This is a genomic window from Paenibacillus sp. OSY-SE, assembly GCF_000283315.1.
Lineage (GTDB): Bacteria > Bacillota > Bacilli > Paenibacillales > Paenibacillaceae > Paenibacillus_B > Paenibacillus_B profundus.
Window position 1 is genome coordinate 76,529 of the sequence record NZ_ALKF01000180.1, and the last position, 22,460, is coordinate 98,988.

The window sequence follows — 22,460 nt, forward strand, 5'->3', positions numbered from 1 at the left end:
CCGGCCCATCAGCCTTTTACCGCTCCTGCCGTAATTCCCTCAATAATATTTCGTTGCATAAAGACAAAGAACACGATTACCGGTATGGAAGCCATCGTCAATGCCGCCATCGCCAAATGCCATTCGTTCATATATTGACCGAAGTAAACGGATGATGCGATCGGAATCGTCTGATTCTTCTTGGAACTGAGCGTGATGAGCGGCAGCAGGAAGTCGTTCCAGATCCACAATGACTGCAAAATAGCAATCGTAGTCGTAACTGGTTTCAACAACGGAAGGACTACTCTAAAGAACGCGCCTGCAATGCCATTGCCGTCGATTAAGGCAGCTTCTTCAAGCTCACGCGGTATGGATTTGATGAAGCCGTGATATAAAAATACAGCAAGAGGAATACCGAATCCCCAATACATAATAATAATGCCGGGAATAGAATCCATAAGGCGCAATTCACTGGCTACCTTAACTAGCGGAATCATTAACGTCTGGAATGGAATAACGAGTGAGGACAATATGAGTAAAAACAAGAATTGACTCACCCAACCAGGACGCCGCACAAATTGATACGCAGCCGGTGCGCTGATCATTAAAATACCAGCCACTGAAACTACCGTAATGATGAGCGAGTTCATGAACACGCCGCCAAAGTTAAGCTGTTTCCACACCGTCGCAAAATTGCCAAAATGAAACGCGCTCGGAAGAGCTGCAACCGACGATACGACTTCATTGTACGATTTAAATGAATTGACTAACGTGATATACAACGGAAAAAATACCACTACAGCAAGCAAGGATAAGATGATGAATAGAATCGGCTTGCGTTGATTCTCGCGTTTATGCATTATAGCTCTACCTCCCTACGCTTCAGCACAATGGACTGTACCAAGGTTACCGCAGCAAGAATGAGGAAGAATACGACCGCTTTCGAAGATGCGTAGGTGAACAAATTCCTTCCGAAACCTTCCGTGTAGATATGATAAGCCAACGATTGTGTTGTTCCGAAGGGTCCGCCGCCCGTAAGGGAATAGTTCAGATCGAAGCCCTTAAAGCCGTTGGCAATCGCCAAAAACAAGTTGATCGTTAATGCAGGACGAATGAGCGGGAACACAACGTTCCGCATTCTGCTCCAATATCCGGCGCCATCGATTTCGGCGGCCTCAAGCATATCTTTCGGCACGCCCTGAAGCGCAGCCAAGTAAATAATCATAAAATATCCGACCGACTGCCATACAGCTACCATAACGATAGACCAGAAGGCATAATCGGGAAGACTCAGCCAATTTTTCTGAAACAGCGACCATCCCGTTGCCGAACCGATTTCGCTAAACAGATTCGTAATAATAAACTGCCAAATAAAACCTACGATTACCGAACCCATGACATAAGGCAGGAAAAAGATTGTGCGCAATACATTCCGAAATTTAATCGCTTGGTTCAACCCCAATGCGAGAAGAAGTCCAATTACATTGAGGAGAACCGTCGTAACCGCAACATACTTAGCTGTAAAAACAAAAGATTTCATAAATGCCGTGTCGTGAAGCAGCTGCTGATAGTTGCTCCACCCCACCCAACTAATATTGCTGCTGATTCCATCCCAATCCTGAAAGGAATAAACAATCGCTCTTAGGAATGGAACAAGAATAACTAAAGCGAAGAAGATGATAGCTGGTGCCACAAAAGCGGTATACATCAATCGCCCGCGTGTCTTAATCGTCATAAGTAATCATTCCTATTTTTTTACTTTTTGGTCCCAAACCTTTTGCAATTCCTGAATCGTCTGCTCTTTATCGAAATGTCCGCCTACATAAGCCTGCAAAGGTACAGTAAAGTCTTCTGCGATTCCGGACGGCCACAGCTGGAAGGACCAAATCAGTGTGTTATCATCTTGCAGGTACTTATTCAAATCAGCTGCCAAAGGACCCAACTCTGCTGTAGTCTTCAAGTCTGTGAAGGCCGGAATCAGCTTATACGAATCTACGATATACTTCTGCCCGTTCTCATGGAGCCACGTCAAAAACTTCTTGCTCTCGTCAATATTTTGCGAATCTTTATTAATCGAATAATACGTCGACACACCGACAGGCAACTTGGTTTCGTCAGCGTTTTCATTAAGCGGAATGGCGAACATGCCAATATTCATATCCGGGTTGATTTTCGTAATCGAGTCGATTGCCCATACGCCTTGCTGTATCATCGCCGTCTTGCCTGATGCAAAATCCGACACTTGGTTATCGTAGCTAAGGCCGATTGTATCTGCGCCTTTCCCGTATTGGACCGTCATATCCAACACATCGAAAAATCCGTTCAGGTTCGCTAAATCCGCAATCTTTGCTTCACCCTTGGACATGTTCTCGATTGTAGCAGCAGGATCTTTCTCAAATGCAAATGGCAAGTTGAACAAATGCTGACCCAGCACCCAGAACGACTTATACCCTTCAGAGTAAGAGGATATCCCTGCAGTCTTGAGCTTTTCATTCGCTTGCTTCAGCTCCGTTAGCGTAGTCGGCAATGTATCAATGCCCGCTTGCGCGAATAAATCTTTGTTATAAATAAATCCGTATCCTTCAACAGCGAGCGGGAAGCCCAGCTTCTTGCCATCCACCGTCATTCCAGGCTCAGAGGAAGGAACCACCTTATCCATCCATGGCTCGCCTGATAAATCTACTAATCTGCCGGACCAATCTTGAATGTCCGTATAAGCTCTGGTCATAAAAATATCCGGACCGTCGCCAGCAGCAAAGCGTGTTTTTAATAACGTATCGTAGTTGCTGGTTACTTGCGCTTCAATATTGACATTGGGATTCTGCGCCATATAATCAGCAGCCATTGCTTTGATTTTATCTGTGATTTCTGTTTTGAAATCCATGATTTTGATGGTGACTTTCTCACTGTTCCCTGCATTTGCCGCATCGCTTGCTGCTCCCTCAGTGCCGCTTGCGCTCCCGCCGCCAGCGCAACCGCTGATTAAGGACAAGGTAACAACACTCGTCAGAAGCATTAACATTAACTTACGCATCCCGATTCCCCCTCAAGTTGTTGGTTCTGTATGCCACACTTCTATTTTATAAATATTGAATTTGGCGAAACAGAGATTATCTTCGCTAAAAAGAGTAATTTATGAATCTCGCGCCTGCTTCCGGTACTTTAGAGGGGGCAAACCCTGATGTTTGCGAAATACTTTGCTGAAATAATTTTCATCGGAATAGCCGACAAGCTCAGCAATTTTAATAATGGGCATGTCTGTATGCGCAAGCAGTGACTTTGCTTTTTCCATTCGTAAATCTGTCTGGTATGTCACTACCGTTGTGTTGTACATCTCTTTGAATTTTTTGGCAATATATTGCGGGCTGAAATGGAATGTTGCAGATAATGCGGATAAAGTAACGTTCTCATGAAAATGCTGCTGAATGTACTCATGGATCGCTTGTATTCCTCTACCTTCATATCCATCAGCTCCGCTGTCTTCAATGAGCCTCCACCATTGTTGAATCGTCTTCGTTTCCCACTCCGCAATATAGCTAATCCATAGCGGAATCGATAAGTCAGCCGTATCCTTGCTGATCTGCCGGCTCGCTCTCTCCAACATATAATTAGCTTCCTTGGTATACATTTGCAAGTCTTTTAGAAGCAATGTGTTGCATGTACGCAATTCCTCCGCAAAGCCGTGTATGAGTTCAGCTACAAAAGCCTTGTTCCCGTCTTCTAACGCGATATTCAACAACATTTCCAGATTGGACAAGCCAGGCTCTGTGTAAGCGTTATCACATTTGGCTGAAATCGAGGATATATTGCATTGCAGCAAAGCGGTCCGCGCAGAGACAAGCTGCAACTGGATATGTTGCAGATCGGTTGCGCCGTGGCTTGTTCCCGTCAAAACCTCCAAGCCGATAGTCGCTTCCCATGCTGTTGTCACCTTTTTTATGAAATGATTCAGCTTGTTGGTCAGGCTGTAGTTAGCATCCTCAGCGGTCAGCAATAACCAACGGTATTCATCCAATCTGAACAATTGATGAGAGCCGTACCCTTCCATTGACTCATGTGCCATATTGATGAGCGCAAAAGCAAACAGCTCCCCATCCCCGTTAAACCGCTGCTCGATCAATGTTGTGCTGTTTCTCATCAGAATTACGGCGGCTCGAATATGCTCTATCGGCAGTCTTGACTTGAGTAAGTAACTTTTGATTTCTGAATAATGAGAAGTGTCGCCCTTGAGGAACTGCGTCATTTTTTGCTCGATGACCAAAAAATCAGCTTGCTGCAAGAGAAATTCTGTATCTCGTTCGATGCGCAAGCTGTTCTCCCGCTGCTTCCAAGACGTTACAGCTTGCAAAAGGGCTTGTTCCAAATCTTTCTTTTTAAATGGCTTCAAAATATAATCCACACCGTTTGCCTTTATCGTGGCGCGTGTATACATAAAGTCGTTGTATCCGCTCACAACAATAATCTTCATATCCGGATTATCCTCACGAATTAAATCCAATAACTGAACACCATCCATTTCTGGCATGCTCATGTCACAAAATAGAACCCCTGGCCGGTGCAGCCGGATCATGTTCAGGGCTTCCAGTCCGTTCTCTGCCTGATATCTTTCCTTAACGCCGAACTTATCCCAATCAATCGCTAATTCAATACCTTCCCGCACATGCTCTTCATCATCGACAATCAATACTTTCACAGTCGTCTCCTACCCCTCATTCTGATTTATGTTTATATACAACGAAATGATGGTCGCTTCATAAGGAACACTGCTCATTTCCCATATAAAATCCGAGCCGTAACATAAGCGCAACCGCTGCAGCACGTTAATCAGCCCGATTCCATTTTGCCCGTAGTGCAGCTTGTCCTCCGCATATTTCTGGCGAATGGCCTCCATCGTATCAGGCGTGATTCCTTTTCCATTATCAATGACCCGAATACGAAGCATATACGCCGAATCCTCAGTATCGCATTCGATATCAAGGTGTACGAATCCGAAACCGCTTCCTTTTTCGATGCCATGCACAATGCTATTTTCTATCAAAGGCTGAAGCAGCATTTTAGGAACCTTCATCGGGCGAGCTTCAGGAGGACAAGACAATGTATAGGACAATTTGTTTTTGAATCGACCCATTTGCAGTGACATATAGTCTTCGATATGCTTTAGTTCCAGCTCCAACATCACGATTTCCGTTTGGAAATCCATGCTATATCTTAAAATCGATCCCAATTCGGAGATTTTGTCACTCATTTCATAGGCCCCGTGCTTTAACGCTTCCGTACCGATAGATTGCAAGGCGTTATATAGAAAATGCGGATTGATTTGAGCCTGCAGCATTTTTAACTGTGCCGTTGACAGCTCTAGCCGATAGCGGTATTCCCGATTCATCAAGTCATCCAAATTACGAACCATGACGTAAAAACGGTCTTCTAGCAAACCCAACTCATCTGTCCGCTTGTTGCCCTTCTGAATGTCAAACCTTCCATTCTCAACTCTAGCGATATTACGAATCAGCCTTTTAACTGGCAATATCGTGAAATAGGACAATACCATCGCTAACAGAATAACAAAGGCTATGGCAATGAATTGAATCAGCAAAGAGCGATTAAGAGTCTGGTGAGCGGATTGATAGATTACTGCAGCCGGGACGAATTTAACTAAGGTGAACGGAAAATCCTTGTACTGGTTGCGCACATAAATATATACTCCTTCTTTGCCGTTGAACTCGCCCTCGAATGAACCTCTGCCACCTTGAAGCTTGGTTTGAATATAGACTGCGCCGTTAGCGTCTTCTCTGGAACTATAAAGCAGCTGCTGTTCATTTTTAATAAGCAAAAAATACGCATCGTCAGCAGAAAGCTGAGAATGAATCAATTTATCGATTTCCCCTTGTCCGATATACATATTTAACGTGCCGAGTATGGTCGATTTGGGATAGTCGATAAGGTTCTTCTGAATGAGCAGAACTTGTTTATTCCCCATTTGTTTAACGTCATATCGAGTTGATTCGGCGTTTATATGGCGGTCATCATCTTGCAGCAGTCTCTCTAGCTCGCTATTCCCGACATCGGATGAAGTAAAGGCTTGTTTTTTCAGATGGCTGATATAGCGCACGGCATGGAACTCGGGGCGGCTAATATACATGGCGTTCACTTTGTTATTTATGTACAACGATTGCAGAGGGGGCGTGTATTCCGATCTTAAATAACTCATGAGCTGCGGATCTACATAAAAGGAGCCTGACAACATATTCAGTTCTTGAAAGTACAGCTTGAGGTGATTCGAAATGATTTCCATGGAATTGTGGTTGAGTTCAATTAATTGCTGCTTCATCGAACTCGAGGTGGTCTGATAGGCAATCAAATTGGACAATGAAAATGGAACAACGGCTGCTAATAGCATCCCTATTAACAATTTGCTGAACAAACTTCTTTTGAGCCAGTTCATGTTGTTCCCCCCTAGTTACCCCGTATTAAAGAAAATAACTGAATTGATCAACCTCATAATAGCATGTTTAATTTGCAACTCCCATGTCAATAAATCACAGCGCTAATTTACGTCTCTTCAAAGAACCGATTCCCCCTCATAAATTCGGGTAATATTAACAAATGAGGGGATATTAAGATGTCGCGGATTATATACTCATCATATTCCAACACTAGGGAGGCCAATTGCTATGACCATTGCAATTCCACAGCCAAAAACATTTGGACCGTTGGGCAACTTGCCCCAAATCAACCTGGATGCGCCTGTTCAGTCACTCGTCAAGCTGGCTGAGGAGCATGGAACAATATTTCGCATGGATTTACCCGGCAGAAGCGAGATCTTCATCTCAGGTCATGAGTTGGTGGAAGATGCTTGTGACGAGTCCCGCTTCGACAAAAAGGTGTGGGCGCCTCTGCAGAAGGTGCGTTCGTTCACGAAAGATGGTTTGTTCACGGCCGAAACGGAGGAGCCCAATTGGCAGAAAGCACACAACATTTTGCTTCCGAGCTTCAGCCAGACGGCCATGCGCGGATATCACGAAATGATGGTGGATTTAGCGGTGCAACTGATTCAGAAGTGGTCGCGTCTGAATCCGGATGAAAGCGTCAATGTGCCGGAAGACATGACCCGCCTGACTTTGGATACAATCGGGCTGTGCGGCTTCAATTACCGCTTCAACAGCTTCTACAGAGAACAACAGCATCCATTCATCACCAGCATGGTTCGGGCGCTGGACGAATCGATGAGTCAGCTTCAGCGTCTAGGCATTCAAGATAAGCTGATGGTTATTACGAAACGTCAGTTCATGCACGACATGCAGGCGATGTTTTCCTTAGTGGATAGAATCATTGCGGAACGCAAGGCCCAGGGCGATCAGGACGGAAATGATTTATTGGCCCATATGCTGAACGGAAAAGACCCCGAGACTGGAGAAGCGCTGGATGATGAAAACATCCGCTATCAGATTATTACGTTTCTGATTGCCGGACACGAAACGACAAGCGGATTGTTGTCCTTCGCGTTGTATTATCTTTTGAAGAATCCCGACAAGCTTCACCAGGCATATGAAGAGGTCGATCGCGTTCTTATGGAACCGGTTCCGTCTTATACCGAGGTAAGGAACTTGAAATACATCCGCATGATTTTGAGTGAATCGCTGCGCCTGTGGCCCACGGCCCCGGCCTTCGCCTTATATGCCAAGGAAGATACGATGTTGGCCGGAAAATACCCGTTGAAGCAAGGGGAAAGCGTCAATGTGCTGATTCCCAAGCTGCATCGGGATACCGAGGTCTGGGGAGAGGATGTCGAGGAGTTCCGTCCAGAGCGGTTCGAGGATCCTAGCCGGATTCCTCATCATGCCTATAAGCCGTTCGGCAACGGACAACGGGCATGCATCGGGCAGCAGTTCGCCCTTCAAGAGGCGACGCTCGTGCTCGGGATGGTATTAAAGCATTTTGAGATTATCGATCATTCCAATTACCAATTGAAGGTCAAGGAAACGTTGACGCTGAAGCCCGATGGCTTCACGATGCGGGTGCGTCCCCGTGGCGGACAAGTCGGCTACACGTTAGCAGGCGCAGCAGAGACGCGAGCACAGGAAAAGAAATCGGCTGAACAAGCTTCCCCCAATCCAGTGGAGGCTCACAATACTCCTTTGCTAGTGCTATATGGCTCCAATCTCGGCACGGCCGAAGGAATTGCCCGGGAAATGGCCGATACGGCCCGGTATCAAGGATTTCGGAGCGAGGTCGCGCCGTTGAACGAATATGTGGGGAAATTGCCTAAGCAGGGCGCCGTTTATATTGTATCGGCATCTTATAACGGCAAACCGCCAAGCAATGCGCAAAAGTTTGTCCAGTGGTTGCAGGAAGTGGAGTCTGGGGAGCTAGAGGGCGTGCGTTATGCCGTCTTTGGCTGCGGGGACCACAACTGGGTCAGCACGTATCAAGAGGTTCCCCGCTTTATAGATGATCAGCTTGCTTCCAAAGGAGCCGCGAGGCTTACTCCGCGAGGCGAAGGAGACGCCAGCGGCGATTTCGAGATGCAGGTGGAGAGCTGGCGCGAGCATCTATGGCCGGATGTGATGACCGCGCTGGGTCTGAAGATGAATGAGAAGACAGAGAGGGAAAGCGGCACGCTCACCGTGCAGTACGTCAGCGGGTTCATCGGAACCCCGCTTGCCGAAACATACGATGCGACGTATGCCAAGGTGGCGGACAATCGCGAGCTGCAAGCAGAAAGCAGCGAGCGCAGCACCCGCCATATCGAGATCGCGCTCCCGGAAGGGATTTCGTATCAAGAGGGCGATCATTTAGGGGTTCTGCCTCGGAATCGGAAGGAGCTCATCGAACGTGTCTTGCGCCGATTCGGCATGGATGGCAACGACCATGTCGTGCTGAATGCGACCGGACGGAGTGCGGCTCACCTGCCGCTGGATCGCCCGGTAAGCTTAGACGACCTGCTGAGTCACAGCGTGGAATTGCAGGAAGCGGCGACCCGGGCGCAGCTGCGGGAGCTGGCGGCCTTCACCGTATGTCCGCCACATAAGCGGGAGCTGGAAGCTTTGCTGGAGGAAGAGGCGTACAAGACGAACGTTCTCCAGAAGCGGTTGACGATGCTTGATTTGCTGGAAAAATACGAAGCCTGCGAATTGCCGTTCGGACGCTTCTTGGAGCTTCTGCCTCCGCTGAAGGCGCGATACTATTCGATATCCAGCTCGCCGCGCGTGCAGCCGGAACAAGCCAGCATTACCGTTGGCGTCGTGCGCGGACCGGCATGGAGCGGCAAAGGCGAATACCGGGGCGTGGCCTCCAACTATCTTGCCGGACAGCAGCCGGGAGAAGCCATTGTCATGTTCGTCCGCACCCCGGAGTCCGGCTTCCAGCTTCCCGAGAATTCGGAAGTCCCCATCATTATGGTCGGACCGGGGACCGGGGTTGCGCCATTCCGGGGATTCCTGCAGGCTCGCCACGCGCTGAAAGAGCAAGGAAAAGCGCTTGGCGAAGCGCATCTCTATTTCGGCTGCCGCAACGAAGCGGACGAGATCTACCGTGAGGAGCTGGGACAGTTCGAACAAGAGGGGCTGGTGACGGTCCACACCGCATTTTCCCGGAAGCAAGGGCAGCCGAAGACGTATGTTCAGCATTTGATGCAGCAGCATGCGCGGGAGCTAATCGGCATCTTGGATCAGGGCGGACGGCTCTATGTGTGCGGAGACGGCAGCAAAATGGCGCCCGATGTCGAGGCAACCTTGCAACAAGCCTATCAAGACGTTCACGGAGTCGGCGCAGCGGAAGCGAAGCAATGGGTGGAGCGTCTTCAGACCGAAGGGCTTTACGCCAAGGATGTGTGGGCGGGCATTTAAGATATGTAGTGACGGAGCAGCCGAGGGGTGGTTAACCCTCGGCTGCTCTCTCGTTGATCAGGTCCTCGGGCTTGGCTAATCCGCATATAGAAGCTGTGGCGTATCTTGTTTTTCGCGGTCACACAGCAGCCCCATTGGATTTCATGCAGTAGAAAGTCAGAATGTAGCATGTAAACGGCATGCAGACTGCATTTGATCCAATGGATTTGGAATTTTTCTGCCAAATGTTGCGCAATAAGTGAAAAATCATTGAATCGCATTGGATGATTTCCAATGAAGCATCACGTAAAGAGGTAGATAGGCTGCTTTCATTGCACAAAATCCAATGGACTGGCTGAAAAAGCAGAAACTATGGCTAAAAGTTATCCGATTTACAATTGTTTATATTGCAGCATAATACGATTGTTCTTTATTCTACTCCAAGTATCGTCCTTGTACCTTCTTCCAAAGGATATTCTCGTTCACTAGGCAGCATGCTCGCTTCAAATGTTTGTGATTGGATTGATTCCCTTAGCCCTCTCACCTCCTCTGTAATATCAGTAATTTTTACAATCCAATCATTAACGTAATTTTTAACCATGTTGCCCTTTAAACCTAATTGAATAGCCCGCCTATCCAAAGGATTCCCATATATATCTCTATCCGGGTCCCACTGGCATCTAACCTCTGAGATTCTAAGCTGAGACTTCCAATTTTCATTCGACCCGTGTACGCCTTCCTTAAATTTTGCTAGCACTGCATTCTCAAGAAGATCATGGAACCCTGTTCGTTTAATATCGATTGCCAATATCCTCTCTTGGTCCTTTTTCGTTGCCCACCCTGACCTATACATCATCCATAGAAACGATGGTTTTATCCAAGTCATTCTTTCTATTTTGAAGGATGGACCAAACGTCCCTAATCTTACGGCTTCATCTGCGATTTTATTATTATAGGCTTGATACACTCTAATTGTATTTTCGTTAAATTGGGCTAGGACTTTCTTGCTATTATCAATTTCTTTCATTATTTTTCTCTCCCTTATTCAAATCATTATTCTCTATCTCTTCTTTTGGCATTTTTTCTAAATCCGTGTCTAAGTAAGTCATTATCTGCTCCTAACCTCCAAAGTTAGGATGTGCTGGCTGCTCGATATATTTGTTCCTATTTCAATTGAATTATTTTTTTGTAGCATTCAGAACGATATTTCTCGCATAATTGAGTTCGAGATGAACATGATATAATAGAAGCATCATGACAACGAGGTGCAAGGCATGGACATCACAATCGAAGGAATTATAGCTGCCACACGGCACAAATTTGGCTTAGACAACTACTATCTGCATTCTCACGAGCTGTATCGGGACGTAAATATGTTCAATGATACGATCTACAGCTTGAGTATGGAATGGTATCCTTCTCATATCACGGAGCAGGAAGAGGAAGGACTGAATCCAGCAGGTGCTGCAGTCATTCAATATGACTTGGGTGCTCGCCAATATAAGAGTGTTATCTTTGTCCAAGGAAAGTCTTATGCCAATGGGCCAACCTATCAAGACATCAGCTTGGATGAAATTATCAAATGGGTTGCGGCGGAAGCAGGGATTGTCTACGGCGAGCAGTTTCAACTATTGAAGGAACAAGAAGGCGCATTCCATTTCAACGAGTGTGTGGACGGTATTCCCGTCTCCCCCTCCGGACATATTGAGATTCGATTCGATGAAGATGGGAAGCTCGTACAATATTCGGTGTACGGACATTTTCCTCCTACATCAATCATACAAGAAGAGACCTATTCGCTGTCCCTTGAAGATGTGGAGCTACTAGCCAAGAAGCAATTGCAGTTGATCGAGTATCCCGTTGACGAAGAGCAGTGTCTCCTTCCGCTCTATGGGATCGAGGAAATCTATGTTACGAACGATGGAACGGCTGCGATCCCATTTGAGTTCATTGTGCAAACAAGATCACGCTTGAACATAGATAAGGTTATCGAGTGGGAGCTGCCGAGTACACGGCCGTTCGAGAGAGTAGACATAGATCAGCGCGAGGAAGTCACCATTGAACAAGCACTCGCATGTGAACCTCATCCTGATACCTTCCCGTTCACTGAGGCTGAGCAAGAGAAGTGTATTATTGCGGTAAAAGAAGGGTTGCGTCAACTCTATCCGAACGATTCCAGGCAATGGGTGCTCAAGACTTTGCATCGTGAAAAAAGCTATATTCAAGCGTTATTGCGAGAGAATAAACCGACCAAACGCGTGTTCCAGCGCAAGCTGCTGTTGTTCATCGATGCCAACCGGCATGAGGTCATTAATTATATGGATAACAAGCCATTGCTCAGTATGTTCGACGAGTTTCAGGTGCAAGGAGATATTACCGTAAGTAAAGACGAAGCCTATGCCAAGCTCACGGAATTCATCGAATTAACGCCCGTCTATGTGTATGATCCAGGACAGAAGAAGTATGTGTTGTGCGGGAAATTAGACTGTCAGTACGCTGTGAACGCAACCAGTGGAGAGGTCGTGGCATTGGGGAGTTTGTAGAAATCAATCGAGGCGCTGGTCCATAATTAAAGCTGTCAAATTCATCGCTTGTGTGAAAGAAGTCGAATACTACGACGGCTCCAAGTGGGAGAATGAGTACTATCAATATTCAATACAATAATAGAAGGGTTCGAGAATCCGGGAAGACTCTCGAACCTTTTCAATAATCATATTTATTCGTTAACATAATCTTTTAGATGATGTTTTAGAGCTTCTGCTTCTCAGCTTAACTTTGATGATATTCTTTTTTCTATTAGATGTATTAATCCTTTTTAGATTTGATTCTTCCAAGCGCAATCCATTGATTTGCCAATTCCCACCCCAAATATTTGTTTTCTTTTTTAGGTATGATCAAAATGCAATCTATACTGACCACATTTTGGACATTGGAATAAATACAATCCTAACAATCCTATATCATCTCCTATTTTGTTTAAAGATAAACCGTAATTCTCCTCTAAGCGTCTAATTTCATCTTTTAAATCCTCTTTCATGCCATGCAGTTCATTTTTATTCAAATATCCAATAAAAATACAATATTCATCGCAATGACTTAACCACTGTGGCTCTTGCCACGCTACGTAACCAGGTGTACGGAAGATTAATTCTTCTAAACTTTCATCATCAATACGCTCAACTTTATCATAATCAACAAAATACATATACTCATTTGTATCATCATTGAACGTAACCGACAGCAGCCATTAGCCTATTAAACCTTAAGCAGGTAGAATTTATTCCAATAAATTATTCCCCTCGTTCATCCTCTTCATCTTCAATTAGTCCCATAAAAAATTCTGAAAAGGTGTTCCATGTTTGAGATGGTGTAACAAAGGACAAGTTCTGAAGTCCTTCTACATCGGTGGCGTCACACCATATAACAGATGGCGTGTTTTCCGTATCTATAACAATAATGCTTTGTGGTGGTTCTGCTATTACAATAAAGCGAGAAGGCAATTTAATAGTAGTTCTAAGTCTGAGTGTCTCATCTAAAATATTTGGATTGAAATTGTCATATGCAAAAACACTAATACCCCCAAGCAGCCCTCCACTGTAGAAGGAAGCTATCTGCCGTTCTATCTGTTCATGGTGGCTGTCATGGTATGGATCGCGTTAAGCTGAGCGCAGACTCTCGGACAGCAGAGCTATCTGATGCAATGCCCCCTGATACCACAGACATCCAGCGGTGTTGTGAATAGGGTAATGGAGTGAGGGGCGAACATGCTTTGCTGCATTCTCCCATTGGGTCAGAATCGAGGGCTCTCCAGCCGAGTCTTTCGACGGTACTCTCCCCTCTAATCAGAATCCGTTTTGACCATTGGCAAGATATATAAAAGCATATAAAAAAGACCCAAGATGAACTCAGGTCTTTAACATATACTGCCAACTTACATCCTCTGCCTGTTCCCATTTGAGATCGTTCACCTCAACAAACCGGGCCGTACGGAATGATAATAGTCCTATCTCCTTATAACTGTGAAAATTAGTCACTATTACTAATAATTAAATAATTCCAATTAATGTGGCTATTACTACGAGGATGATGCTAATTCCCCATATCCAGAAAAGAGAGTAGCGGATATGACGTCCCATTTCCAGTCCAGCTAAACCTAACGCAAGCCAAAGAGCTGGTGAAAGCGGGCTCACGAACGTGCCGACGATATTACCGATAACCATGGCATACGCCGTGGATAACGAAGCGACTCCAAAGCTAGAAGCAATCTGATCGACCACGGGCAGCAGCGCAAAGTAGTACGCATCCGTGCTTAATATTAAATCAAACGGCACACCCAACAAACCGACGATAATATGCAGATAAGGAGCAATGGTTCCCGGAAGCACCTTAACGGCGTCATTGGCAATTGCATTGAGCATTCCGGTCCCGTTTAGTATTCCTAAAAATAAGCCGGCTGCAAGAATGATTGACGCCATGGTAAGAGCATTGGGCGCATGCGCGCGCAATCTCTCCATCTGATCATTTACTTTGAAGAAGTTAAGCGGCAACGCAATACTTACCCCAATCATGAAAGCCAAGCCTGCCGGGATGATTCCGGCCACAAGCACGCCGACTACCGTTAAGGCCAGGCAAGCATTGACCCAAAGCAATTTAGGACGAGCCAGGCCATTCGCCTGCTCGGTCTTGACGGAAGCTTCCTGCGCTACCGCTGTCGCTTCAAGAGATGCCGCAACCTCTAACGAACCATAATTTCGGATGATTCTTCTCTTCTCCCTTATGCCTAGAAGAACGGCTAAAGCAATCATGAGAATCATGCCGATGATTTGGATAGGAATAAGCGGCTTCCATAATTCCGTGACATCCGTTTCCAAGACGGTAGCTGTTCGTCCTAAAGGACCAGCCCACGGAATCATATTCATGATACTTGCGCTTCCCCCAACTAATAGGAGCAACAAATAGGGATTCATTTTTAAACGCTTATAAACGGGTAAAAGCGCAGGAATGGTAATTAAAAAGGTCGAAGCGCCCGATCCGTCTAAATGGGCAATCGCTGCCACCACGACGGTTCCGACACTAACGGTGATCACGCTTCCGCGTGAAAAAGCGACCATTTTATTAATTAATGGATCAAAAAGTCCAACGTCCTGCATAATGCCAAAAAAGATAATCGCAAAAATAAACATAATCGCAACATTGATGACAGAGCTTACGCCATTTCCAAAAAAGCTGCCAATTTCCACGAAACTATAACCCGCTATTAATGCGCCTAGAATCGGTGGTATAACCATGGCAACAATCGGAATCACTTTTCCGCTGATAAGCAATGTGACAATAATTAAAATCGTAATCAGACCAATCAAACTAAGACTCAACATGATATCCCCTTTCCGTGATAGCCGCGTTTCACACGTAACCTCATTCCACATCGGATGAATGCGTTTACAATTCAATGTAAAACCATAATCCTTTTTAGATTAGTATGAAATTTATCACAGATGAAGTGGAGGATATATATTGTGAACATAAAAACAATATTACTCATTTTAATGATTTTGTTCATAAGTTTCACAGATGATATATCTTCGTTCCGGCCTTCCTACCGTGCCATAGATGAGCTTCGTTTTTACCATTTTAAGAGAAACTAAATATTCTAAATAACGCCGCGCAGTAGAACGGCTAATGCCTAGCTCGGAGCTTAATTCAACAGCCGTAATTCCATCCATTTCTGTTGTTGTGAATACGCGATGAATCTTGTCTAAAGTAAGAGAGTCAATTCCTTTAGGAAGAGCTGCATCAACCCTTGCGGAAGAATCAGGAACACGGTGAAAGCCAAACAAAGCATCGATATCGCCTTGTTCCATTTCCTTTTTGGAGTGCAGGATGCTCCAGTACTCTTTATATTTTAATAATGTTTGACTAAAGCGCTCCTCACCTACAGGCTTAACGATATAATCAAACACGCCGCCGCGAAGAGCTTCCTGAATGGACTTTACTTCCTTTTCAGCAGTGACGATGATGATGTCGGCTTCATGGTAAGAATGACGAATCTTCCAGAAGAGATCCATCCCTTCCACATCGGGTATATATAAATCCAATAAAAAGATATCCGGAATCGTTTCACTGTTTTCAAGATAATCTAACGCTTCTCTTCTGCTCTTGGCTATGTATTGAACGGCAAAGCCGGCTGTTTTTTCAACATATTGACGATGAATGTCAGCGACTCTAAAATCATCCTCGATAATAAGCACCGAAAATAGGTCCTTCACAGCGATCCCCTTCCGTCCTTTGGTATGATGATCATAAAACAAGCTCCTCCGAGCTCCCCTTCCCCTTCTTCTAACAATATCTCGCCACCAACGCCATTCAGCATCAGCTTCGTAAGAGCCAGGCCTGTTCCTCTATGGCTGCCCTTCTTCGTTGAAAATCCTTGTTCAAAGATGCGAGTGAACTTCTTTTCAGCCACCCCCGAGCCCGAATCTTCAATTTCAAAAATACAATCGTCCCCAATATCAGTAAAAAAGATGGAAACCTTGCGCTGACCGCCTTCCTTTTGTTTTACCGATTCCAATGCATTTTCGATCACGTTGCCCAGCGCGGTTAACAGCGCATCCTGTTTCCCCTCTGAAAATGGATAATCGAACCGGCTGTCTGGATGAATGACCATAGAAATGCCAAGCTCATTGGCTTGGTTGAACTTCCCTTGAAATAAGGCCTGAATCATAGGGTCAGCTACTTTCTCCGATAAAAACGTTAGCCTGTCTTGCTGGATATTGCTTTCTTTCTTTATAAAATCGATCGCCTCATTTTTTCGATTGTTTTGCACAAGCCCAAGTATGATATGCAGCTTATTGGAGTACTCATGCGTTTGTGCCCGCTGCGCATTCGCATATTGTTTAATTCGTGAAAGCTCCTCTGTCACGGTTTCCAGCTCTGTTTTTTTACGGAAAGTATAGACGATCCCCGTGGATGCATCTTCACTTAAAATGGGTGTCTGGTTGACAAGAACGACAGCTTCGCCAAGCACCATTTCCCGGTTAACCAATCGACTTCTATGTTTTACATGCGCATCAATATTTAGTGAAGGAACAATCTCATTAATGGATGCGCCCACATAATTCATTTGTTTCTGCCCCATTTGTGTGAACAGAATGTCTTTGGCCGCTTTATTTATCGCCGTAATCGCCCCATGATTATCCACTGCGATAATTCCTTCATGCGTAGACTGCAAAATCGCTTCCTTCTGAAGATACAAATGAGAAATCTCCTCAGGCTCCATATTATGCAATAATCTTTTGATATAATAAGCAATAAAGATAGCTCCGGAAATGCCAAATAGAATAATCATACTTAAAGTTAACCAGAGTGATTTGCTTTGGTCCGCAACGATTCGATGTACATCATTATTGAGAAAACCGACAGACACGATCCCCACGATCTTCCCTTCCGAGAAAATGGGCACCTTCCCCCGAATCGATAACCCCAGCGTTCCTTCCTTCTTTGATACATAGGACTCGCCATGAAGCAAGGCCCTGTCATTATCACTCCCTACCATTTTCGCTCCGATAATGTTCGAATTGGGATGGGATTGTCTAATTTCGTCTGTATCCCCAACAACAATAAATTCAGCTCCTGACTCCTGCTGGATCGGCTGAACAATAGCTTGAATCACTGCAGAAGGCTCTTCCAATTGAAAAGCTTCTCTAATTTCCGGTATATTCGCGACACTATGTGCAAGACTTAAGGCTCTTTTTCCTGTTTGATCCTCCGCCATATTCAATATAAAACGTTCTAGAAATACAGCAAAAATAAAGCATATTCCAATAATCAAAAAACTGATGAGCAAGATCATCTTCAGTCTTAAATTACATTTTATATTAGAAAACCGCTTCATGTTTTATACTCCTAAAAGTTGAAATAATTATTTTTTAGCTATGGTTAAATAATCCTATTATATCATTGTCCTATTTTAGTAAAAACCGGATGTAGATGAAATTTGGAACCCTGCATCATTCTACATGAATCCTCTTTGGTCTTCGTGATTGTTCAGACAAGTGAAGGCAATCCAGATCGGTTATAATAATTACCGGAGTAATATTTGTAAAGTACGGCGATTCCTTAGGATTCTAATAGTTGTGGAGGTCTATAAATGGAACAAAAAGTAAAACATCCATGGAATTTATGCGAAATGGACGCCATTAAATTACAACAAGAATTATCTTTGAAAGTTATAAAAGAAGACAAAATCACTGAAATCAAGTATGTTGCTGGAGTAGACGTTGCGTATAGCGAACATAGTGATAAATTAATTGCCGCAATAGTTATTTTGGAAGCAAGTTCATTACGTTTAATGGAATCAATAGTAGTCGAAGACACTGTAGATTTCCCTTATATCCCCGGATTATTTTCCTTCAGGGAGTTACCTCCTATAATGAAAGCACTTAAGCAAATAAAGCTCCTTCCTCAGCTAATCGTCTGCGATGGTCAGGGAATTGCTCACCCCAGACGATTTGGATTAGCGAGTCACTTAGGGGTTCTGCTCGACATTCCTACAATAGGATGTGGAAAAACTAAGTTATTAGGAGAGTTCAAAGACCCCGATCTAAAAAGAGGGGCTCATTCACCATTAGTTGACAATTGTGAGGTTATTGGGAGTGTACTAAGAACTCAGGACAACATTAAACCTATTTTCGTGTCGATTGGTCATCGTGTTTCCTCAAAAACAGCCTGTGAATGGATTTTAAAACTCTCGCCTCGCTATCGTTTACCGGAAACTACACGTCAAGCTGATCAACTTGTTAATAAGGTTTTATCTAACATTCAAAATGATCCAAAATAAAATGAAGGGCGATTTACCGCCCTTCGAAGCTTCGTCTACACGCAAAGAAGGCTTACCCCTACTCAACTTCAAGTGGAATAAGCCTTCTAAGTTTATCAAGCGTGTAACCTATAACGTGTCAATGACGTTGAGCGCTTGCAATTACAGTCTACGATTTATTCAATTTCGTGTAGGAATGGGCCCTGATTGAGCCTTGCTAACAACATTCATGACCATCTCTGCAGCTCGCTCATATCCGCCAGCTTGGCGCAGAGATTCACCGATGGCGCGGGCATGCTGCTTGTAGGACGATTGATTCAATACTTCCAAGAGCGCATTTCTCAACACGGCTGGCGCAAGCTCGTTCTTATCCACGATAACACCTGCCCCAAGCTCCTGTACTTGCTGTGCCACCATAGGCTGATCGGATGTTAATGGAATCATGACTAGCGGAACATCGTAATATAGTGCTTCGCTTGTACTGTTCATGCCGGCATGAGTAATAAAGGCATCAACCTGCTGAAGCACTTCCAACTGCGGAAAGTATGGCTTCACGATGAAGTTGTCCGGAATATGCTCTGCGAGCGGCTCCATATCCGTGCCTTTGCCAGAGGATAGAATAAACTGAATCGGTTCATCACGAAAAGCCTCGAAGCAAAGCTTATAGAAGTTAATGTCTTTGTTTAAAATGCTTCCCATCGAAATATAGACGGTATGTGCATAGGGAAGCTGATGTCGATCCAACGAAAAATCGGGTGCATCTGTGCGAGGTACGATGGAGGAACCTGTGAATATATAGCTATCGTCCAGCTCCTCCACCTGTGGTTGAAAATAACGGCTTGTATGCACGATCTTTAATCGTCCATAAGCTTTGACAATATCATGAATGGCAGGTACGGACAGTTGGTAACGGTCAGCTAATTGCCGCGCTGTGTTCATCGTTGACTCATAGATGGATTGTATCTCTCCATCATCCAACCCATCCACGTCATGTTCAGATCCAAGCGGCTTCACGAAAACAAATGAGGAGATGGAGCATACTGCGGGGATGCCGAGCCTCTCCGCGATCATTTTACCGCCCCAGCCTAATAAGTAATCATAAATCAAATAGTCGTACGAATTCTGTTCGGTCAGCGCGAGAACCTCCGGAATGACGGGCTCGATAAAGCCGCGCATCACCATATGGATAAATTGATAGGGATGTCTATATACAATTGGCTTTAATACAGGATCATCCGCGAATGATCCTCTGGCGTAAGTGTAAGTCAAGACTTTCGCTCCAGTTGCTTCAATCCGTTTGCGATATTCTTCCGTGCATACATAAGTGACTTCTTCGCCGCATTTCACCAACTGTTGAACCAATCCCAACGATGGATTGACATGTCCTTCAGCAGGAGTGATGACAACCAATACACGTGCCAAATTCTCCACCTCCGATAATGGAAATCTACATGACATATTTTCTACAAGGAAGCTTGTGCATTTGAACTTCCTGTTTGATTAAGAGATGACTGTGGAACGTCGCGAGCCTCCGTTGCAATGCGGAGAGAAGCGAGCAAGCTCAGAATGACGAAGCATAGCTGGAGAGACAATACCAGCATGACTCCGGTGAAGATCCCCCATTGGAAACTTAACGCGAGTGCTATTCCTACCCAATCGGATATTCTGCCTAACCCGTTCAGCGGCATGCCTGTTCCAACAGCGAGCAGTATGGCGTATATTTCTTTGTGACTGTCTTGTAAAGCGGATGTCTTAGGTGCGGGTATGTTGCGAAAGGAAGGGAGTGTCATGCTTAGCGCGAGCGCGATTAACGAAAGCACAATCCAGAACACCAATCCCAGGATATCAAATGATGCCGATGGTCAACGCTCGGTACTGGGGATGGAAAATCCCTATCTCTTCTGTGCTTATTTCTTTTACACCTCCTGGGATTAGTAGTTGTTTAAACAATACTCGTCATAGCAACTATTTGTTTGAAAAAGAGACATAGCCTAAGTATCACGGTACTACTCAATAGCATGTCCCTTTCCTTGATCAAAACAGTTGCTATGACTATTATATTCATGACCACTATTTATGTCAATACCTGTAAAACAACAAACTTCACCAATTTTCTTGCCGCTTGATCCACAGGTTGCCTTCCATGTTGAAATGTTCGCCGAGCGCTGTCCTTTTGATCGTGTTTTACGGAGCGGATAGATACGGTTTGCGGCTGTAAAGCTCCTACTTTTTTTCCGTTGACTGCATCGTATATCAGAGTGGCCTCCGTCAAGGATGACGATTTCCGCTTTGCGCAGGATTTAATACCCATGTCTTGCCTTTATAACGATTGATTGGATACCAGCTCAGTCCCCCGTCGTCTACTTGTTCACTGATGATGGGCGCAGTTTGAGCTGCCAAGGCCTCGACCGTCATACACGAAGCGGCTGGTGACGCTATTCTCGCGCAGGCCGCTGCGGGAAACCCTCGGGGTCGTACTCATGGTGAATATGGCTGCCATCCGGTTTCTCCACCTTGGCGGTCCGATTGAACGCCTCATAGGAATAGGTGACGGTGCTGCTGCTGTCGGTCTGTTTTGTCATGTAAGACTTAAAAGCTGATTGTGCCAATGCCCCTCTATCTTTTTGCCTTTCAGACGATTCTCAATGCAGACAACTTTAGCGATCTATGTAGTATTTGATGCACTAGTCGTTTATGACAGCCTAAATTGAACCATGTTAATCATTGTCTTCCTCGTCTTCTTTTCTTTCCACCTCAAAAGTCTCCATCCAGTATTTAGCCCTATATGCAATTTTTTCGTTAGATGAATCTACCAAAGTAGAAATAAAATCTTCTGCATTTTCATCATTCCATACAATCGTCTCAAAATATTTTTCAATAACCGATGCAGACCAAGCTTGATTAATATGTTCCGCTAGTTTTTTTAATTCGGGTAAAGCAAGTTCAGAAATGGTTTCAGGCATATATTGTATAACGTCTAAAGCCCAATAATGAGGTGCTGTAGGATTTGGTTCGTTCAATATCTTCAAAAGATAATCTATATATTTTGAAGACGGATGATAGAGTATTGAGCCTATCCATTCAGGAGCATTATTCCACTGTTTTGTTTTAAGATTTTCTTTAATATACGAGATAATATCTTGCTCAACATCATCATGTTTTAATGCACGGACTTGTTCCCCAAAAAATTTTCGTGCTTTTTGTCCTTCTCCACGTACTACTGTTTGCATCATTTCGTTATACATTCTCACTAAATCTCCAAGAGAACTTTTACTTTGCATTATTTCTCCCTCCATGAAACTCTTTGCTTATTGAAGAACTCAAGACCTTTTTCACTTGATCCCAAACCTAAACTTAAAACGTCACCTCTCTCAAATTTAACTTCAACGAGACCGTCTTTGTGTACAGGTAAATGAGAATAGTCTGGATGATTTCGAGTAGATTCATGAGTTCCACCAAATTGATTGATCAATGTATCTTTTGTACCCGGTTCAACTTCAAACTCAACAAAACGAGTGTAGTTTCTCGATTTTTGTGACTTGCGTTTAGAAAGATCTCCCGAACCATAGTGTGGATCATCAGTAATTTTGAGTTCACTTTTTCCTTCAACTCGTTTGGTCAGAATCCCGTCGTTCTTCTCTAACTTAATGAATTCTTTTTCAGACATAACCCGATAAAACTTTTCGGTTTTCTGGTCAGCTTGTTGTGTACCCTCAAAAGGCCCTTCCTTCTTGCCGCCGCCACCGCATCCAACAGACTGGCTGCTATACCCGCTCGGGTCCACGTAATTAATCGGGTTGTTCCCGACATACGCATACAGATTCAGACCGTCGCCGCGGTAT

At 44.7% G+C, this 22,460-nt stretch carries 19 protein-coding genes; 4 read left to right on the forward strand and 15 right to left on the reverse strand.

Features of this window, described 5'->3' with window-relative positions; all coding sequences use genetic code 11:
* Positions 1–8: 8 nt before the first annotated feature.
* The 5 genes from A372_RS0114315 to A372_RS0114335 all read right to left on the reverse strand — a co-directional run bounded on the left by A372_RS0114315 (position 9) and on the right by A372_RS0114335 (position 6,421).
* The gene (locus A372_RS0114315) at positions 9–839 is read right to left on the reverse strand and encodes a carbohydrate ABC transporter permease (protein ID WP_019421550.1); all 831 of its coding nucleotides are present in this window, start codon (positions 837–839) and stop codon (positions 9–11) included.
* Positions 839–1,714 (reverse strand): carbohydrate ABC transporter permease, encoded by an 876-nt coding sequence (locus A372_RS0114320; protein ID WP_019421551.1) that lies wholly within the window; start codon positions 1,712–1,714, stop codon positions 839–841. The genes A372_RS0114315 and A372_RS0114320 overlap by 1 nt, the downstream gene beginning before the upstream one ends.
* Positions 1,715–1,726: 12 nt before the next feature.
* Positions 1,727–3,013 (reverse strand): ABC transporter substrate-binding protein, encoded by a 1,287-nt coding sequence (locus A372_RS0114325; protein WP_019421552.1) that lies wholly within the window; start codon positions 3,011–3,013, stop codon positions 1,727–1,729.
* A gap of 99 nt (positions 3,014–3,112) precedes the next feature.
* Complete coding sequence (locus A372_RS0114330; RefSeq protein WP_019421553.1) at positions 3,113–4,672, reverse strand: response regulator transcription factor; 1,560 nt, start codon at positions 4,670–4,672, stop codon at positions 3,113–3,115.
* 9 nt (positions 4,673–4,681) lie between these two features.
* Positions 4,682–6,421 carry a sensor histidine kinase gene (locus A372_RS0114335; RefSeq protein WP_019421554.1) on the reverse strand — a complete coding sequence of 580 codons (1,740 nt, stop codon included), beginning with the start codon at positions 6,419–6,421 and terminating at the stop codon, positions 4,682–4,684.
* A 229-nt stretch (positions 6,422–6,650) separates the two neighbouring features.
* On the opposite strand from A372_RS0114335, the gene A372_RS0114340 reads away from it, so the two are divergent.
* On the forward strand, positions 6,651–9,824 hold the full coding sequence (locus A372_RS0114340; protein ID WP_019421555.1) for a bifunctional cytochrome P450/NADPH--P450 reductase: 3,174 nt from the start codon (positions 6,651–6,653) through the stop codon (positions 9,822–9,824).
* Between the two features lie 409 nt (positions 9,825–10,233).
* Here the strand turns inward: A372_RS0114340 and A372_RS0114345 are convergent, their stop codons facing one another.
* Positions 10,234–10,830, reverse strand: a complete 597-nt coding sequence (locus A372_RS0114345; protein ID WP_019421556.1) for a DUF4291 domain-containing protein — start codon at positions 10,828–10,830, stop codon at positions 10,234–10,236.
* 247 nt (positions 10,831–11,077) lie between these two features.
* On the opposite strand from A372_RS0114345, the gene A372_RS0114355 reads away from it, so the two are divergent.
* Both A372_RS0114355 and A372_RS39080 read left to right on the forward strand, forming a co-directional pair.
* Positions 11,078–12,346 carry a hypothetical protein gene (locus A372_RS0114355; protein WP_019421558.1) on the forward strand — a complete coding sequence of 423 codons (1,269 nt, stop codon included), beginning with the start codon at positions 11,078–11,080 and terminating at the stop codon, positions 12,344–12,346.
* Positions 12,315–12,467 carry a DUF5780 domain-containing protein gene (locus tag A372_RS39080; protein WP_272943471.1) on the forward strand — a complete coding sequence of 51 codons (153 nt, stop codon included), beginning with the start codon at positions 12,315–12,317 and terminating at the stop codon, positions 12,465–12,467. Before A372_RS0114355 ends, A372_RS39080 begins: the two co-directional genes overlap by 32 nt.
* Positions 12,468–12,687: 220 nt before the next feature.
* On the opposite strand, the gene A372_RS33960 is transcribed toward A372_RS39080, so the two are convergent.
* From A372_RS33960 to A372_RS0114375, 4 genes are all read right to left on the reverse strand, one after another.
* On the reverse strand, positions 12,688–13,008 hold the full coding sequence (locus tag A372_RS33960) for a CbrC family protein (protein WP_019421559.1): 321 nt from the start codon (positions 13,006–13,008) through the stop codon (positions 12,688–12,690).
* An 841-nt stretch (positions 13,009–13,849) separates the two neighbouring features.
* Positions 13,850–15,178 carry a citrate:proton symporter gene (locus A372_RS0114365; RefSeq protein WP_019421560.1) on the reverse strand — a complete coding sequence of 443 codons (1,329 nt, stop codon included), beginning with the start codon at positions 15,176–15,178 and terminating at the stop codon, positions 13,850–13,852.
* A 168-nt stretch (positions 15,179–15,346) separates the two neighbouring features.
* On the reverse strand, positions 15,347–16,069 hold the full coding sequence (locus A372_RS0114370) for a response regulator (protein WP_019421561.1): 723 nt from the start codon (positions 16,067–16,069) through the stop codon (positions 15,347–15,349).
* A complete protein-coding gene (locus A372_RS0114375; protein ID WP_019421562.1) occupies positions 16,066–17,694 on the reverse strand; it encodes an ATP-binding protein in 1,629 nt (542 codons plus the stop codon). The genes A372_RS0114370 and A372_RS0114375 overlap by 4 nt, the downstream gene beginning before the upstream one ends.
* Positions 17,695–17,949: 255 nt before the next feature.
* On the opposite strand from A372_RS0114375, the gene nfi reads away from it, so the two are divergent.
* A complete protein-coding gene (gene nfi / locus A372_RS0114380; protein WP_019421563.1) occupies positions 17,950–18,639 on the forward strand; it encodes a deoxyribonuclease V in 690 nt (229 codons plus the stop codon).
* Between the two features lie 159 nt (positions 18,640–18,798).
* Here nfi and A372_RS0114385 read toward each other — a convergent pair whose 3' ends face one another.
* The 5 genes from A372_RS0114385 to A372_RS38135 all read right to left on the reverse strand — a co-directional run.
* A complete protein-coding gene (locus tag A372_RS0114385) occupies positions 18,799–20,040 on the reverse strand; it encodes a macrolide family glycosyltransferase (RefSeq protein ID WP_019421564.1) in 1,242 nt (413 codons plus the stop codon).
* 41 nt (positions 20,041–20,081) lie between these two features.
* The gene (locus tag A372_RS37970) at positions 20,082–20,438 is read right to left on the reverse strand and encodes a hypothetical protein (RefSeq protein WP_192813612.1); all 357 of its coding nucleotides are present in this window, start codon (positions 20,436–20,438) and stop codon (positions 20,082–20,084) included.
* Between the two features lie 615 nt (positions 20,439–21,053).
* Positions 21,054–21,227: a hypothetical protein gene (locus A372_RS37370; RefSeq protein WP_157259559.1), complete on the reverse strand. Its 174-nt coding sequence runs from the start codon at positions 21,225–21,227 to the stop codon at positions 21,054–21,056.
* Positions 21,228–21,335: 108 nt separating this feature from the next.
* The gene (locus A372_RS0114395) at positions 21,336–21,899 is read right to left on the reverse strand and encodes a hypothetical protein (RefSeq protein ID WP_019421566.1); all 564 of its coding nucleotides are present in this window, start codon (positions 21,897–21,899) and stop codon (positions 21,336–21,338) included.
* On the reverse strand, positions 21,899–22,460 hold a 562-nt coding region (locus A372_RS38135), incomplete at its 5' end, for a hypothetical protein (RefSeq protein WP_036704235.1). The genes A372_RS38135 and A372_RS0114395, both read right to left, overlap by 1 nt.

Bases quoted from the DNA above. Each gene is read 5' to 3' on its own strand.
- A372_RS0114315 (WP_019421550.1), bottom strand. From the start codon at position 839: ATGCATAAACGCGAGAATCAACGCAAGCCGATTCTATTCATCATCTTA.
- A372_RS0114320 (WP_019421551.1), bottom strand. From the start codon at position 1,714: ATGACGATTAAGACACGCGGGCGATTGATGTATACCGCTTTTGTGGCA.
- A372_RS0114325 (WP_019421552.1), bottom strand. From the start codon at position 3,013: ATGCGTAAGTTAATGTTAATGCTTCTGACGAGTGTTGTTACCTTGTCC.
- A372_RS0114335 (WP_019421554.1), bottom strand. From the start codon at position 6,421: ATGAACTGGCTCAAAAGAAGTTTGTTCAGCAAATTGTTAATAGGGATG.
- A372_RS0114340 (WP_019421555.1), top strand. From the start codon at position 6,651: ATGACCATTGCAATTCCACAGCCAAAAACATTTGGACCGTTGGGCAAC.
- A372_RS0114345 (WP_019421556.1), bottom strand. From the start codon at position 10,830: ATGAAAGAAATTGATAATAGCAAGAAAGTCCTAGCCCAATTTAACGAA.
- A372_RS0114355 (WP_019421558.1), top strand. From the start codon at position 11,078: ATGGACATCACAATCGAAGGAATTATAGCTGCCACACGGCACAAATTT.
- A372_RS33960 (WP_019421559.1), bottom strand. From the start codon at position 13,008: ATGTATTTTGTTGATTATGATAAAGTTGAGCGTATTGATGATGAAAGT.
- A372_RS0114365 (WP_019421560.1), bottom strand. From the start codon at position 15,178: ATGTTGAGTCTTAGTTTGATTGGTCTGATTACGATTTTAATTATTGTC.
- A372_RS0114375 (WP_019421562.1), bottom strand. From the start codon at position 17,694: ATGAAGCGGTTTTCTAATATAAAATGTAATTTAAGACTGAAGATGATC.
- nfi (WP_019421563.1), top strand. From the start codon at position 17,950: ATGGAACAAAAAGTAAAACATCCATGGAATTTATGCGAAATGGACGCC.
- A372_RS0114395 (WP_019421566.1), bottom strand. From the start codon at position 21,899: ATGCAAAGTAAAAGTTCTCTTGGAGATTTAGTGAGAATGTATAACGAA.